The organism is uncultured Nostoc sp., assembly GCF_964247315.1.
Taxonomy (GTDB): Bacteria; Cyanobacteriota; Cyanobacteriia; order Cyanobacteriales; family Nostocaceae; genus Nostoc.
Window position 1 is genome coordinate 1 of record NZ_CAXTTT010000150.1, and the last position, 15664, is coordinate 15664.

Consider the following 15664-nt stretch of genomic DNA (forward strand, 5'->3'; position numbering starts at 1 on the left):
GTGGGGTAAAACTGACACGAAAAACCAGGTAAGTAAACTATTTCAGACTTGTGTATATACTGTAGCTTTGCTAAGGGGAGGGGAGACAAAGCGTAGCTTTGGCGGGGTGAGGTTCTTCAGGTTTAAGAAGTAATCAAGCAGACATGATATGACGGCGATGTCTACCAAATGCTGCTCTTAAAGTAACTCTTTATTTTGAAAATTAGGAGCCGCAAATATTCTAGCTTGAGTTTTCCCTTAAACTCAGCCCTGGTCGAACTATGAAACTTGACCAATAAAGTCCAAACCTTAGACTATAATTGACGCTTAAAATTGTCCAAATAATTTAACTCATAATGAAAACAAAGCAAAAAGGAAACAAACCAATAGCCAGTCTTTCTTTAGACTTGGATAATATTTGGTCTTATTTAAAAAATCAGGGCGCTCCGGGTTGGGAGACTTATCCTTCTTACCTGGATATCGCAGTACCTCGTTTCTTAGATATTCTCCAGCAATGGGATTTGACAATCACAGTATTCATTGTCGGTCAGGATGCAGCGCTAGAAAAGAATACTAAAGCAATACAAGCGATCGCTAGTGCTGGTCACGAAATTGGCAACCACTCATTTTATCACGATCCTTGGCTACATCTGTATTCAGAGAATGAGATTGAAGAAGAGGTGGCGCTCGCCGAAGAACATATCAAACGCGTCACTCATCAACATCCTATCGGCTTTCGGGGGCCAGGATACAGTTTTTCTCCAGCAGTATTGAAAGTCTTAGCACGCCGGGGATACGAATATGATGCTTCGACTTTTCCCACATTTTTGGGGCCCATAGCACGAGCATACTATTTAATAACTTGTAAATTGAGCAAGGAAGAACGTAAAAAACGGGAAGCGCTGTTTGGCGGTTTTAAAGAGGGTTTGCAGCCTCTAAAACCTTACCAGTGGCAACTAGATAAGAATAAACTGATTGAGATTCCCGTTACCACCATGCCAATTTTTAAAGTGCCAATTCACTTCAGTTACATAATGTTTCTGAGTACATTTTCTTCGGAAGTAGCTTTACTTTACCTGCGAATTGCTCTCTGGCTGTGTAAAGTTACACGCGTTCAGCCTTCTCTCCTACTCCATCCTACAGACTTTGTAAGTCAAGAAGATGTACCAGAACTCTCATTTTTCCCTGGTATGAGTGTCCCTACCTACAAAAAGCTGGCAATAGTGAACAAAAGTTTAGAAATTATATCCAGTCAGTTTAATGTTTTGACTGTTGGACAACACGCTAAATTTGCAGCCGATGCCCCTAAATTACCTGTATTAGTGCCTCAAAAAAGGTAAAAATATCATCTATGCGATTTATTAACAATAATTCAGAACTCAGAAGTCAGAATTCAGTTGTTGTAGGGGTACAGCATTGCTCATTGGTGTTAACTTAAGCTAAAAGCCTTTTCAAATCTCGTTTCCAGCCAGAGGCTAGAAATGCGGCTCCTAGCGGCTGTGCCGCCACAACGATGAGTATTCTCAGTCTGAGACTGTCGTCGGGATTTGGGTTGAGATTTAACAATGCCCAAATCTCGATTTTTGGGAGAAGTAAAGTAAGCAATAAGGTCATTTGAAAGTAATTTGTACAGTGCGTCAGTCCTAGTAATATCCAGCAGCTAAAGCACAGTGAAATATGTCAGGAATTTTACTGAACCTTCAACATACTAAATATTACTAAGATAGACATAAATATTGTCAGGATGCTGAATATGTCAGATATGCCGCTTCAATGCAAAAATTTGAAAGAGCAGGTCGAATCTATATTACAACTTTTACAACAAGAACCAACGCTGCGTTCCCAAGATATTACACCTGTACGAACTTCTTTAATTAAGGCGATTTCTCCCAAGTTTGAAATTGTATTCGCAGGTGCGTTTAGTGCCGGGAAATCAATGCTAATTAATGCACTATTAGAAAGGGAATTACTCTACAGTGCAGAAGGACACGCTACAGGTACAGAATGCAAAATCGAGTATGCAGAAGTAGATAAAGAACGTGTTGTTTTGACGTTTTTAAGTGAAGCAGAGATTCGGGAACAAGCAGTTTCTTTGTGTCAGCAACTAGGATTTAAAACAGTAGCTAATATCAACCAAGCTGAGGTAATTAACTTGCTACGTCAAGGTTCTGAAGCGATTATTCAGCACGAAGGTGGTGAGAGTAAATCAGAACGTGCAAAACATGCGAAAGCGTTAATGTTGTTGCTAGAGGGATATATAGCAAACTGCGATCGCATCAACACGGTGACTAATGCTACATATTTAATGGAGCAATTTAACTTTTCTAACCTTAAGGAAGCGGCTGGATATGCCCGTCGTGGTAGTAATAGTGCCGTATTAAAGCGAATAGAATATTACTGTAATCATCCTTTGCTACAAGATGGAAATGTAATTATTGACACGCCGGGTATAGATGCACCAGTAGAGAAAGATGCCCAATTAACTTATGCCAAAATTCAACATCCTGATACTTCGGCGGTGGTGTGTGTGCTAAAACCTGCTTCGGCGGGTGAGATGACAAAAGAAGAAACAGAACTTTTGGAATTAATGCGGGAGAATGGGGGAGTACGCGATCGCGTTTTTTATGTCTTCAACCGGATCGATGAAACTTGGTATAATACAGAACTGCGGAAAAGATTAGATAATTTAATTAACGGGCAATTTGGTAATTCAAACAAAGTTTATAAAACCAGTGGATTATTAGGATTTTACGGCAGTCAAATTAAACAGACAAGCCAACAAGATAGATTTGGTTTAGATTCTGTTTTTGCAGAAAGTATTAAAGGTTTAGATGGTAAAGAAGAAACACCACAATTTGTCTATGCGTTTAACAACTACTGTGTAAATTCAGGAAAACTTTCTTCCACTAAACTTCGTGTCTCTGTGAATGGCTTTGAAACTCCAAATCAAAATTATGTGCGGATTTTGGGAGATTGGGGAAATAAACTGATAGAAAAGCTAATTCAAGATAGTGGTACTGAAGAATTTCGCACAGCTATTACTCGTTATCTTACGGAAGAAAAGCGTCCACAATTATTTAAAAATCTTGCTGAGGATTTGGAAGATATTTGTATTAAGCTCAAAAAACATTATCAGAGCGTCCAACGCGATTTAGATAGTCAGCCCCAAGAAATTGAGACGATGAAGGCGCAAGAGTTGCAACGCCTAAATCAGCAACTCCAGCAAATTGGTAGAGACTTTAATGAGCATATCACAGAAGAAGTTAACCAAATAATTAATAATTCTTGTGATGCTTTTGAAGCAGATTTTAAGCAATTGCAATCACGAATGATTCGCCGTTTAGATGAATTGTTAGATACTTTTTCTGTAGCTTATGCTTATCGACGTGCAACCATCAGCCACCCTCGCAACGCTACCGCACCTTTAATTGCTATTTTAGTAGAGGCATTTTATTACTTAGCAAATCAATTAGAAGATATTTTGGTTGAATCTTCTCAGCAAATAGTTGCGAATTATTTCCAACGGTTGATTGAAAAGATTCGCAATTCAGAATATTATCGTCAATTGTATCGTTTATTAGATTGTGATGGTGGCATTGAACAAGAGATCAGAACTTTAGAAAAAGTAGTTACTCAAGCGTTAGTGAGTGCAGCTAGTGTAGAGTGCGATCGCTTTGTGCGAGAAAGTCCAAGATTTTATGATGAAGGCACTTTTTCCATATATCAATTTCGCCAAACTTTATCACAAACTTCTCAAGGTTACGATGCTGAAAGTATTGTGGAAGCAGAACCAGCAATTAGGCAATTATTGAAGTTAGATTTTGAACCCAAAGTTTCCCAAACTATTCGGAAATCTTTTCGTCAAACCATTAATCAAACATTGAAAACTCAATTGATACCAATGGCAAATCAGCAAGCAGATGAGATTTTGCAGCAATACCCACAGGCGCGTGCTTATTTAGAGAAAACATTAGAACAAGAAGCTGAAGAAAAAATTGCAAATAATTGCCGATTGTTGAATGTTATTGAAAAAAATATTTCAATATATAATTCAGCAGCTTCTAGTATTAATACTTGTTTACAGGCGATGCAATTATATGACAATCTTTTGCCTGTAATTGGTGATTTGTTTGATACTGATAGGAAGGTTGCTAAAAATGAGTTTTTAGTTTCAGATGCAGTATAGCAGTCCTAAATCATTTGTGAAATATTTTTGGATTTGCCTGTCATTAGTCATTTGTCCTTTGTAATCACAAATGACTCTTGACAAATGACCAAGGGCGACCATAACAAAAATTTTCGCAATCTCATTTAGGATTGCTATATCACTTAATACGCTTAGGTTAGAAAAAATTGTAGGTTGGGTTAAGCAAAGCGCAATCTAACAAAGCCCCGAAAATGTTGGTTTACCCTGCGGGAAGCCCCTTCTCTACGAGAGGCTTCTCTTTCAGAGACGCTAACGCGAACGCCAACGGGTCTACGTTCCTCAAGCCAACCTACGCCGTTTAATGTTTTTGGTGCTAATACCAATTCAATTAATGATTGCAACACATCCTTCGGTAAAGACGCGATGAATCGCGTCTCTACAAATGGTCTATTTGTCTGTCGCATTCTTTTTTCAAATTGGTATAACTGAACTGTATTGTGCTATAACTACTATTTACAAAACTGGGTATTAGATATTAGGAAAACAGTCCCTAGTCCCTAGTGCCTAACTCAATGGTTATGACTATTAAGCGTCGGCAATTTCTCGCAACCTCTGGACTTGCTACCTTAGCTACCTAAATACCTGCACTTACTGCTCAAGGGAAGCCATTTCTAAACACCAGCCGCAAGTCGCTCCATCTGCAAGTGGGCGATACCGTAGGATTGATTTCTCCAGCGGGTATCGTTGACGCTAAAGACATCGAAGCAGCGCAGCAATCAATTTCAAAGTTGGGGTTAAAAGTCAAGCTGGGAAAGCATATTTTAGACCGTTATGGCTATTTAGCGGGTAAAGACGCCGATCGCGCCCAGGATGTAAACTTGATGTTTAGCGATCGCACCATCAAAGCAATTATTCCCATGCGTGGTGGTTGGGGCTGCAATCGCATTTTACCCTTACTTAACTACTCGCTGATTAGTTCCCATCCGAAAATTATCATCGGTTACAGCGATATTACGACGCTGTTGTTGGCAATTAATGCCCGTAGTCAAATGATTACTTTTCATGGGCCAGTTGCTACGTCTACCTGGAATCAGTTTACAGTCGATTACTTCAAGCGCATCCTATTTAATGCTGAAACTGTGACTATGCAAAATCTCAACCCTAGCGAAGTGCGGATGGAGATAATCGCACCGGGAAAGGCGAGGGGTAAACTTGTGGGTGGAAACTTGTCAGTGCTATCAGCAATGGTAGGTTCATCTTACCTACCTTCTTGGAACAAAACCATTTTGTTTGTGGAAGAAGTTGGCGAGGATGTTTATCGTATAGATAGGATGCTGACGCAGTTAAAAACTGCTGGGATATTGAACCAAATTGCTGGCTTTATCTTTGGGCAATGCACTAAATGTAGTCTTGGAGATGAACCGTCATTTACATTAATGCAAGTATTGCAACAACACATACTTCCTTTAAATATTCCTGCTTGGTATGGTTCAATGATTGGTCATATTAAGGATAAATTTACCTTGCCAATCGGTGTAGAAGTGGAAATAAATGCTGAACTTGGGACAATACGAATGTTAGAGGCGGCTGTTAGCCTTGTGTGAAAAATGCAAGAGATTAGAATATAAAAATAGTGACTCACATTTTATCTAATATGTAGGGGCAACTCATAAATTGCCCCTACGGTAAATCAAGACTTTCACTGCCTTTTTGCCTAAGTCCTAATTATCTATAGGGGAATGCTTTATTTTTTGCAAATCCCCTAACCCCCTTAAGGAATGTCTAACTTATCACCATCTGAGTCATAATCATCGTCTCCTTTATATTTGCAGCGTCCAGACAAAGGACTATGTGTATCAAGTTTGGAAATGCTTACTTATGACGACCAAACCATTTAGAGGCGATCGCTCCTAAAGCTGCTCCGACGACTGGATTACTGAGAAACTTAAGAATCGCTGGTTGTTCAGCCATTACTTCTTGGAAGATGTCGGGATGGCTATGATATGTGAAAGATGCCAGCTTGCTCAGGTCATCTGCACTTATGCGGTTAGCGTTGTGGGTAGAAAGTCCCAAATCTCGCTCCAGATGGCGCTCGTCTAGACCTCTTTGCTTTAAGTGCTTGAAAAATGCCCGTGCAACATCATCCCGTTCGTTAGGCTTAATCTGAGCGATCGCTTTTTGGAGTTCTGGCTCCAGCTGGCTTGGTGGAATGCTGTTATGGTTGAAAGATTGACTAAATAATTGCCGACGTTGATCGTGAGATGAGCGCTGGGCAAAATCGTCAAAATTTTGGTATTCCTGAGTTGGGTCAGATGAAACATCATCTAAAGACTCTGTATTACCGTGAGCCAACTCGTTGAGAATTTCGCGTTTATACTTGTCACTGCTGCTCATTTTAAATGTCTCCTTTTCTACTTACAATCAACTGAATTAATTCCGGTTTTTCCAACATTTGGAGTCGTTATTTATACTCGATTTGCCGAGATTGCATATCATACTGAGCCGTCAAAATCAGTTTTTTGTCTGGTGCATACATCAAAACTTTTAAGTCTTGATTCGGGAAATTTTGGTGAAAACCTTGGAGTAAGGATTTTGCTAATGGTCGCACTTCGGTCGGACGAACTTGAGGCGCAATCACGACACCTAACTTATTGTTGTCACGTACATAAGCATCCTGGACAATTCCCTTGGCTGTAGCGACAACCCAGTTCCCAAAATCTTGACCCTGTACACTGTTACCGCGTGACAACAAGTCATAGTCAGCACTATGACTGATTTCAGACGGTAATTGAGTTGGTTGTTTAGCTTGAACAGTACCACTACAGGCGGCAGTCGTTGTTAATACTAATACCAAGACTAAAGCTGTTAAAACCCGACGAAACTGTTGAATTATTTTCAATTTAACCACCTCATCTAAACTAATAACTCTTCTGCAATATCAATCTATTGAGAGTATTTTGAGTATAAGTAGGTAGAAAACCCACTCCTCCTAACTCAAATCCAATGACCTTTGTAGTTTAAGTAGGTTAACCCCGGTCAGTTTTATTCTCTATTCGAGTTCCATCAGTATCAACATCTAATTCTTCGCGTCGAATGGTTTCTTGAGCTTCAACGGTTTCTTTGTCTACAACTTTCTGCACTCTGACTTCTTCGCGCAAAAAAGCTTCCTTATGGATGTCTGCAACTTCTTCATAGAGGTCTATATGTGCTACCTCGCCCTCGCCAAAGTCAGTCGCTTCAGCAGACACAACTTTGCCTGTGTCTTGAGAAGTCACTCGCTCAATCACGACTCGCTCTTTTTCTACCGGAACAGCAACTCTTGCAGTTTCGGTTTCAACACGCTTACTAATCGCTACTTCTTTGCTTTTTCGGCGCTGTTTATTAGCAACTAGCCTTTCTTGGTATAGTTTGAAAGTTTGGTCTTCATGAGTGCTGACATCATACAGATCCGCGTCCTCTGCGTAAGTGTAGTTGTCAGGACTTGGAGTAGTGCGACCAACTGTCGATGCTAGCGCAGCTGAACTTTCTACAGACGGTGTACGATATCCTCCACGCACCTGTTCTTCATAGTCGTAGTCAAGTGTTGTATGCTCTTGATATTCAGGTAAATTTTCCGCTTGCTCTCTTGTTATACCAACGACATATACACGGTTTGCTGTAGAGTCAATACGCGATTTTCCAACTGGTAGTAAGACTTTCTTGCCAAAAATCCAAAAGCCGATGTCAACAATTAAATAGCGGAATTCTCCTTGCTCGTCTACTACAGCATCATTTACTGTGCCAATCTTCTCATCAGTTCCCTGAACATACACACCCATTCCTTTGATGTCATTACCTTCAATAGTATTATGGTAATCTGCATCAAATTCACTTATTTTCTGGAGTGGCATTATTTTATTCCTTAAAATCTTGCTGTGTCTTTGTTTATAAATTACACAATTTAGTTTATGTAAATCTTCTGTCCGAGGATTGACTTCAATCATCTTGATATTTCATCAACCGAGGTAACTAAATATAGTTTTATAACCCAAAAGTATGAGACAGCGTAAGGCTTTTTGTATTGATATATTACTCTTAATAAGATTGATTATAAATAGATTTTTATAATTTTTGTGACTAGTTTCTAGCATTGATGTGACTACTTACTAGCAGTAGATTTCAAGTCTAAATTTAGCTAAATCGATACATACTATCAAACCTAGCTAGTTTAATATGTCTATTAATACCTTACACTTAAATCAAATAGCCTCACATTACTAAAGATTTATTGCCTGAAGTTGTAATGCTTGCTCTATCACTCTTGTTGAAGACAGAATTTATTCCAAAAGATTGATGATAAGTAAATCTAAAAATGCCTAAATATTATTAAAGTCCTAATAAATTCGCAAACAAATATTTACCTGTGCTGGTAAAGACCAATAAGGATAAATAATGGACTTAAGTGGACATCAGCGTTTTATAGGCGTATTTACTCTATCATCGGGATGCGGAACGAGTGCTGCATAAGTTGATAAATTGTGGCTAAGTGTAAACTTTAAAACTGCTCTCATTGCAGAAAATCAGGAGATAATTATGGATACAGAATTACAGCAACACCAGTATGTTGATGCTGCCTCCGAAAAGCAGATAGAAGCACTTAAAGGTTCAGAGTCTGGAAACCTGGCAATGTTACCACCCGCCTCGGAAAATGAAGAACAATGGCAAAAAATTGGTAGACAGATTTCTATATTTTTGGCAAAAATACCTGAGTACATAGGTAGATTCTACCAAGAATACAAACTACCGATTATCAGCTTTGCTTTGCTTGTGATAACGGTTACAGCACTAAGAATTTTTCTAGCGGTACTCAACGCAATAAATGATATTCCACTAGCTTCTCCATTTTTCCAATTAATTGGACTTGGTTACACAATTTGGTTTGCTTTCCGCTATTTGCTCAAAGATTCCACTCGGCAAGAATTAGCAGTAGAAATTAGCTTGTTTAAAAAACAAATTCTAGACAGAGAAGAATCACAGACTTTAAGCTAACTAAAGTATAGTGGCGAATCCAGTATATTTGAACTTTCTCTCAAGTAAAACTCGGCTTTTTACTTGACCATTGTATAGAACTGTAGACTCTTATACCACGTCAGCTAAATTAGCAGGAAAAGAAAATGTATGATCAAGACAAACAAATTAGCTTCGCTGACAACAACAGTATTTCTTTCAACATTGCTAACACTCCCACTGCTTAATAGCTGCGGCGGAGGTTCCCGAAATGCTGCGCCACCTCCAATTGACGATAGTATTGGTAGAAATTTAAATAATCGCGCCCCCGTAAATCAACCTCAAGCTAGGAGGGGATTGAGTACAGGGCAGAAAGTGGCAATCTTGGCAGGAGCCGCTGGACTTTTCTACCTCTACAATCAGCGAAAGAATGCCCAAGGAACAGGAGCGCAGGGGAAATACTACCTTTCTAAGAATGGGCGTGTTTACTATCGAGATGCTCAACACCGCCCTGTCTGGGTAACAGCGCCACAAGAGGGCATTCGTGTTCCCCAGGAGGAGGCACAACAATACCGGGACTTTCAAGGATATAATAACAGTCCCACAGGGCGAGACTTAAGGGGTTTGGGTGAAGGTACTGTTCCAACAAATTAATTTTTGTACATATTATAAACTCGACTTTATCCAAAATTAAGAACTTGGTTCTCTGGTATCGGCAAAAGCCTAGCTTTTTGGCAAAAACTTTTTCCCTGTCACTGATTATCGGTGAAAACGAAAAAGTAAAACTACTGCCCCACAAAGCTTTCAGCGTCAGCTTGAGCGTTGCCAAAAAATGGATAAAGTCGAGATAAATAGATGGCGTTTAACCGTCATTCTATTTTTTAATAAAAACTTTTTTCCATATATCAGGAATCTGCACAACAAGCCTTAAGTCGGATGTCACCACAAGAGCGGATGCAGTTTGGTCACTCTCTTCAACAGCAGACGCCCTCTTCAAACTTGAATTTTCCCGATCTAAACCAAGATGGTATAGACATCGCTTTCAAGACCCAAATTATCTTGCTCAAACGACAGGTCGGGTTCACCAGCAACAACCAGATATACTCAGTCAAATTATCAGTGGTGCTGCGGGGAGCTTTACAGGTGGTCAACATGGTAACATTATGAGTAATCCATTAGCTAAGGGAGCGATCGCTGCGATCGCGGCCCTAGCTGTCAAAAAGTTGATGCAAAGCAACAACCAAGGAAATTCCGGGCAGTATGGTAATATCCGCCCAGCTAGCGAAGACCCGTATGGAGATCCCGCTGACCAACAGTACCGCTAGTAACGTCAAGCAGCAAAGCTGCAATTCGTAATTGATATATTTGTAATTCGTAATTACAATCAGTGAAAGCTTGAACTCATCACTGATAATTTTGGTCAAGTAAAAATCAGTTTTTTTACTTGACCACTTTTTATTAGATTGGTATCACCTGGTGTCAAATATCTTGCATTGTTGGTGGTTGTTTAAAGCGACTCAAAGCGGCTGAGAGTTTATTCTAGCAAGGTCAAGTAGAAGAAACTCAGGCTTTATTTTATCATTGTAAATTATCTACGTGAGCAGCGGATTTGTATAAAAATGAAACAGTTAGCAAAAACATTATATAGTAAACTTCTGCATCTATTTCACCAGGTAATGGGAATTACCATTTCCCGTAATCCAAATTCAAAGGAAACTAATGTTGTTGATGAAAAATCTCTAAAAGACCCAACTACTCAATTATCAAAGCAAATTCCTCTTCAAGACAGAGTTAATAAAAATGAGCAAAAGTTACTGTTAAATAACCCGTATCCAGCTAAACCCCGGCAATTCAAAAAAGCTTCTTTATTTCCTGATAGTAAGACTAATGTTGCTGCCTTGTCGCTAGTTTTGTATGGAGTTGCTGAAGTCTTATCTCAAAAAATGAATCTGTCATGGAATCAAGTAAATAATACTTTTAGTTACGAAAAAGAAGCTAAAACTGGAAAAGGAAAAATCTTTTATTATGTAACAGATAATCCCGAAACTCCACAACCAGAAACTCTGGCAGAAGAGGCAGCTTTAGTTGTTATAGACCAATTTGATCCAAGAGCCTGTGCTATTCACCTGATTTACTGTGCCTTAGTAGCTAGCCTAGATAAACCTTGGTCAGGCAATTTTGTCATTGATGATAAGCAACTACTTGAATACACAGGGCTTATTAAACGCAGGGACTTATGCAAGCATGAAAAATTGAGTATTTTGTACGACTTGTTACGGCAACCTGCTCAGGTACTAGCTTGTATTGCATCGCCTAAACAGGGGAAAGTAGGAGCTTTTACTGTTGCTGATTTAAAGATTTGGGATGTTAGCATAATACGAGATTTTGAAACAGATAAAGCTGGCAATAACAAGCTAGTGGGTTTAAAGGTGATCGGTCAAGCTGGAGTATGGACAAAATACTTCCTCAACAAATCTAAATACGACTACCAGACTGGAATTATTACCAAGAAAACCGTACAGAAACTATTTAGTATTGGTAAACAAAATGCTGGCGCGGCTAGAATGCTAGTTTGGCTAACCTTCCAAATCCAACCGGAATTCCAGGATTGTGTAATGGGCAAGACTCTGATGGAGATTGCCTACGGTGCAGACAAAGTATCAACAGCAGAGCAAGACAGACAGCTTAGACGGCAAATGGCTGATGATTTGGAAACTGACTTGAAAGTTGTCAAAGAAGCCGGATGGCAAGCAGAACTGGAAACAGGCCCAGCTTGGTTAACAAGCAGTACAAGCGCTAAAAGACCTATAGGTTACTGGAATCAAATACTCAATTCTAGATGGCGTTTTCATTTACCAGCAGAAGTACAGGAACGCTTGACTCTGGACTCGAATCAGCTAAGTGCAAACAATATCCAGCCTGTATCAGGTAATGTGATCAGAGAAGCAAGAAAAGCAAAAGGCTGGTCTAGAGCATTTTTCGCTACAACGATGGGGAAAAGCGTTTCCTGGGTTGATGCAGTCGAGACGGGTACACGTCAGGTTTCTCAAAAGGACTTGCCCAAGTTACTTAATACACTGGAACTACACCTTAACAGGTATTGATTTGAACTAAACTTTTCTTGTTTCTCTGAGGTAATTTTTGCTACGTATTATTACTCATTGCAACTGCGTCGGGAGGGGGGTTAGGTTTTTCGTGGGTTTTTCCATGACGTGAAAAGTCAGTGTTTATGTAAGGTTTCGGCAGAAGGCAGTATTCGTGCTGCCTCCTGCCTCTCTTGTTAATATTTTGATAGACAGTATGAATTTCTCCTCGCTATGTTACGACTAACAGAAGTAAAGCTCCCGCTTGATCATCCTGAAGATGAGATCAAGACTGCCATCATCAAAAAGCTGCAAATCACGGACGAAGATTTGATCGGCTATTCCATCTTCAAGCGTAGCTACGATGCCCGTAAGAAAGGAGAGATCACCCTTGTTTATATTCTGGATGTAGAAACGACTCAGGAAACTCATCTACTCAAGCGCCTGAAAAAAGATCCTCATGTGATTGCCACGCCAGACATGAGTTATCGCCCAGTGGCACGAGCTAGCAGCAATTTGGCGATTCGCCCCATCGTGATTGGTACTGGGCCTTGTGGATTGTTTGCGGGTTTGATGCTCGCGCAAATGGGCTTTTGCCCAATCATTTTAGAACGTGGTAAACAAGTCCGCGATCGCACCGTTGATACCTTTAACTTTTGGAAGAAAAAATCAGACTTCAACCCAGAATCCAATGTCCAGTTTGGCGAAGGTGGTGCGGGTACATTCTCTGATGGTAAACTCTACAGTCAGGTCAAAGATCCTCAACATTATGGGCGCAAGGTGTTGACCGAACTCGTGAATGCGGGAGCCTCACCAGAAATTCTTTATATCAACAAACCGCACATCGGCACCTTCAAACTGGTGGGAATCGTTCAAAGTATGCGTGCCAAAATCGAATCTCTTGGTGGTGAAATTCGCTTTCAAAGTCGGGTGGAAGATATCAACATCGAAAATGGACAGGTGCGGGGAGTCACCCTCGCTAATGGGGAATATATCGCCAGCGATCATGTAGTTCTGGCGGTGGGACACAGCGCCCGTGATACCTTCCAAATGCTATTTGATCGCGGGGTTTACATTGAGCCTAAACCTTTTTCCATCGGCTTTCGCATCGAACATCCCCAGTATCTCATTGACCAATGTCGTTTCGGCGCTCAGGCTGGTCATAAGATTTTAGGTGCTGCCGATTACAAACTGGTTCACCACTGTCAAAATGGTCGTTCTGTCTATAGTTTTTGTATGTGTCCAGGGGGCTTGGTGGTTGCAGCCGCATCAGAGCCGGGGCGACTTGTGACCAATGGGATGAGCCAATACTCTCGTAATGAGCGTAATGCCAATAGTGCGATCGTTGTCGGCATCACACCCGCAGATTATCCGGGAAATGCCTTAGCGGGAATTGATTTCCAACGGCGCTTAGAAGAACGGGCTTTTAAGTTAGGCGGTGGAACTTATGAAGCTCCAGGGCAGTTGGTGGGAGACTTTCTCAACCATCGCCCTTCTACAGCATTGGGCACTGTTAAGCCGTCTTATACACCTGGGGTACATTTGGGTGATTTGAGCCAGAGTTTACCAGATTATGCGATCGCTGCCATCCGTGAAGCACTTCCCGCTTTTGACAAACAAATTAAAGGATTTGCAATGGACGATGCCGTGTTGACAGGGGTGGAAACCCGCACATCATCACCGATTCGGATTAAACGCCAAGAGGATTATCAAAGTTTAAATACAGTCGGTCTTTATCCAGCTGGTGAAGGTGCGGGATACGCGGGGGGAATTCTCTCGGCTGGTATTGATGGGATTAAGGTAGCGGAGGCGGTGGCTTTAAGTATTTTGAGAAATTACAATTATCAAATCTGAAATACTTTGTATCCGATTTGAGGTTGAGAGCGATCGCCTAAAATAAAATAGTTATGAGCTAGCCCCAAGAATAATCTATGGCTCCAACCTTCTTAATTACTCTTCTAGATTACTTAGAGCAAACACTGAATGCTTAAGCAAAACGTTTGAATAAGTCTCTAGAGGAAGTTGTATTGCAAGTACTATCACAACAATTAACAACTTTATTTCAATCGAACTTTATACAGCAAACAGATGTATACCTGCTTCTACAACTAATTGGCTTCCTGAGTGTAGATAGTCCTGATTTTGCACAGAAATGACTTCTATATTTAGACAAACCTTAATGTCTTTTTTATTAACTACATTAAGTACATTTATAATAGCTTGATTTAACTATTAAAAATTGTTTGACAGCTTGCGAACGTAATACTAATTATTTAGCCTTGCGTGTTTTTATTCTTATTTGTACCCCCTGAACGGTTACAATTAATTTAATCGTAACCTAACTAGTGCGTCACACACTTAAACAGGTGCGATCGTGCATATAAACTCCCCGGTTGCTGGGGAAATTAATTTCATTGCAACAGAATTACAAGAATGATGAACAAATTCAAATATTTTTCCATTTTATTTTTATCTATCGTTTTGATGGACGGAGCAACTATAAATATTTCTGCCCAGGCTGCTAAAACTAAAGTTTTAGTAACGGCTCAAAACGAATCTGTTAACAAATCGGATATTGACAAAGTTATCGCTTTTTACGAATGGGCGTTTTCAGCAAAATTCACTAGCGAACAGCGCAATGAATATCAGTCAATAAAATTAAATGAGTTTCGTAAAGACCCAGATGGAACCAGAAAAAGCATTGACAATTTAATTTCCAATTATACACAAGCTCTTGCTAAGAATGAAGAGGAACAAAGCCGGATTCGGCAAGCATTCAATGGAGAATATGTAGGGCAATTGCGAAATTTACCGAATGATGCGGAAGCTAAACTTTTGCTGTCTGTTTACGATAGCGCGCACGCGGGCGAAACTGCTTCAAATAATGCTGATGATTCATCTGGTAGCGTTGGAGATATTTCGTCGCTAGTTGGAAAATGGGTTTGGACGCATACCGGAAACAGTGCTATAAGCACGAGTGGCGCATATATAGGATCGAACGGTTCGCGTTTCACTTATCAATTTATGCCGAACGGAACGGTTGAATTTACGGGAATAATGAACGTAATGAGCGGCAGCTGCAACCAGCAAATTTTCCAATCTCGAAAAGGAAAAGTCAGTCTGAGCGGCAGTACGATGACAATTAATTGGTTTCCAGCATCTTTCACTCGTGACTTTTCCTGCGACAGAGCGAATAACTACACGAAAACTTTGCCCGCCGAAAACGAAACTTATCAGGTGAAATTCAAAACCGATTTAGGTCAGAAACAGCTTTGTCTGATCAGCAAGGACGAAACCTGTTTCAGCCCGACAAATTAGGTCAAATGACAAAGCCAGCTTTATTGATTTACTCAAGTAGCTAGTACCGCAAAGCAGAAGTCAAAAGTCAAAAGTCAAAAAAATTGTATTCCGGGCTTTTGCGCCATTTGAAATGGTGAGGCAGTCCGGTCTTGGGGGTTCCCCCCATGAG

Annotated in this window: 15 protein-coding genes; 10 read left to right on the top strand and 5 right to left on the bottom strand. The window is 40.3% G+C overall.

The features are described from left to right. Positions 1-335: 335 nt before the first annotated feature. The gene (locus ACFE93_RS30340; protein ID WP_375479140.1) at positions 336-1319 is read left to right on the top strand and encodes a polysaccharide deacetylase family protein; all 984 of its coding nucleotides are present in this window, start codon (positions 336-338) and stop codon (positions 1317-1319) included. Between the two features lie 94 nt (positions 1320-1413). On the opposite strand, the gene ACFE93_RS30345 is transcribed toward ACFE93_RS30340, so the two are convergent. Beyond that, positions 1414-1593 carry a hypothetical protein gene (locus tag ACFE93_RS30345; protein ID WP_375479142.1) on the bottom strand — a complete coding sequence of 60 codons (180 nt, stop codon included), beginning with the start codon at positions 1591-1593 and terminating at the stop codon, positions 1414-1416. 139 nt (positions 1594-1732) lie between these two features. On the opposite strand from ACFE93_RS30345, the gene ACFE93_RS30350 reads away from it, so the two are divergent. Then, complete coding sequence (locus tag ACFE93_RS30350) at positions 1733-4165, top strand: dynamin family protein (RefSeq protein ID WP_375479145.1); 2433 nt, start codon at positions 1733-1735, stop codon at positions 4163-4165. Between the two features lie 179 nt (positions 4166-4344). Here the strand turns inward: ACFE93_RS30350 and ACFE93_RS30355 are convergent, their stop codons facing one another. After that, entirely contained in the window at positions 4345-4590 is a 246-nt protein-coding gene (locus tag ACFE93_RS30355; protein WP_375479147.1) for a hypothetical protein, read from the bottom strand. A 174-nt stretch (positions 4591-4764) separates the two neighbouring features. Here ACFE93_RS30355 and ACFE93_RS30360 point away from each other — a divergent pair, with 174 nt between their 5' ends. Beyond that, entirely contained in the window at positions 4765-5730 is a 966-nt protein-coding gene (locus ACFE93_RS30360; protein WP_375479168.1) for an LD-carboxypeptidase, read from the top strand. A gap of 268 nt (positions 5731-5998) precedes the next feature. Here ACFE93_RS30360 and ACFE93_RS30365 read toward each other — a convergent pair whose 3' ends face one another. The 3 genes from ACFE93_RS30365 to ACFE93_RS30375 form a co-directional block, all read right to left on the bottom strand. Then, positions 5999-6520 carry a hypothetical protein gene (locus tag ACFE93_RS30365; protein ID WP_375479149.1) on the bottom strand — a complete coding sequence of 174 codons (522 nt, stop codon included), beginning with the start codon at positions 6518-6520 and terminating at the stop codon, positions 5999-6001. A gap of 67 nt (positions 6521-6587) precedes the next feature. Then, the gene (locus tag ACFE93_RS30370; RefSeq protein ID WP_375479151.1) at positions 6588-7025 is read right to left on the bottom strand and encodes a hypothetical protein; all 438 of its coding nucleotides are present in this window, start codon (positions 7023-7025) and stop codon (positions 6588-6590) included. Positions 7026-7152: 127 nt separating this feature from the next. Continuing rightward, entirely contained in the window at positions 7153-8016 is an 864-nt protein-coding gene (locus tag ACFE93_RS30375) for a DUF2382 domain-containing protein (RefSeq protein ID WP_375479153.1), read from the bottom strand. Between the two features lie 682 nt (positions 8017-8698). On the opposite strand from ACFE93_RS30375, the gene ACFE93_RS30380 reads away from it, so the two are divergent. From ACFE93_RS30380 to ACFE93_RS30410, 7 genes are all read left to right on the top strand, one after another. Next, positions 8699-9154: a CAAD domain-containing protein gene (locus ACFE93_RS30380; RefSeq protein WP_375479155.1), complete on the top strand. Its 456-nt coding sequence runs from the start codon at positions 8699-8701 to the stop codon at positions 9152-9154. Between the two features lie 129 nt (positions 9155-9283). Beyond that, complete coding sequence (locus tag ACFE93_RS30385; RefSeq protein WP_375479157.1) at positions 9284-9766, top strand: hypothetical protein; 483 nt, start codon at positions 9284-9286, stop codon at positions 9764-9766. A gap of 282 nt (positions 9767-10048) precedes the next feature. Further along, positions 10049-10279, top strand: coding sequence for a hypothetical protein (locus tag ACFE93_RS30390; protein ID WP_375479159.1), 231 nt, complete (start codon positions 10049-10051; stop codon positions 10277-10279). After that, complete coding sequence (locus tag ACFE93_RS30395) at positions 10276-10437, top strand: hypothetical protein (protein ID WP_375479160.1); 162 nt, start codon at positions 10276-10278, stop codon at positions 10435-10437. Before ACFE93_RS30390 ends, ACFE93_RS30395 begins: the two co-directional genes overlap by 4 nt. Positions 10438-10731: 294 nt before the next feature. Beyond that, complete coding sequence (locus tag ACFE93_RS30400) at positions 10732-12216, top strand: multiprotein-bridging factor 1 family protein (protein ID WP_375479162.1); 1485 nt, start codon at positions 10732-10734, stop codon at positions 12214-12216. Between the two features lie 213 nt (positions 12217-12429). Next, positions 12430-14049: an NAD(P)/FAD-dependent oxidoreductase gene (locus ACFE93_RS30405; protein WP_375479164.1), complete on the top strand. Its 1620-nt coding sequence runs from the start codon at positions 12430-12432 to the stop codon at positions 14047-14049. A gap of 579 nt (positions 14050-14628) precedes the next feature. Further along, positions 14629-15513 (top strand): hypothetical protein, encoded by an 885-nt coding sequence (locus ACFE93_RS30410; protein ID WP_375479166.1) that lies wholly within the window; start codon positions 14629-14631, stop codon positions 15511-15513. Positions 15514-15664 lie beyond the last annotated feature (151 nt).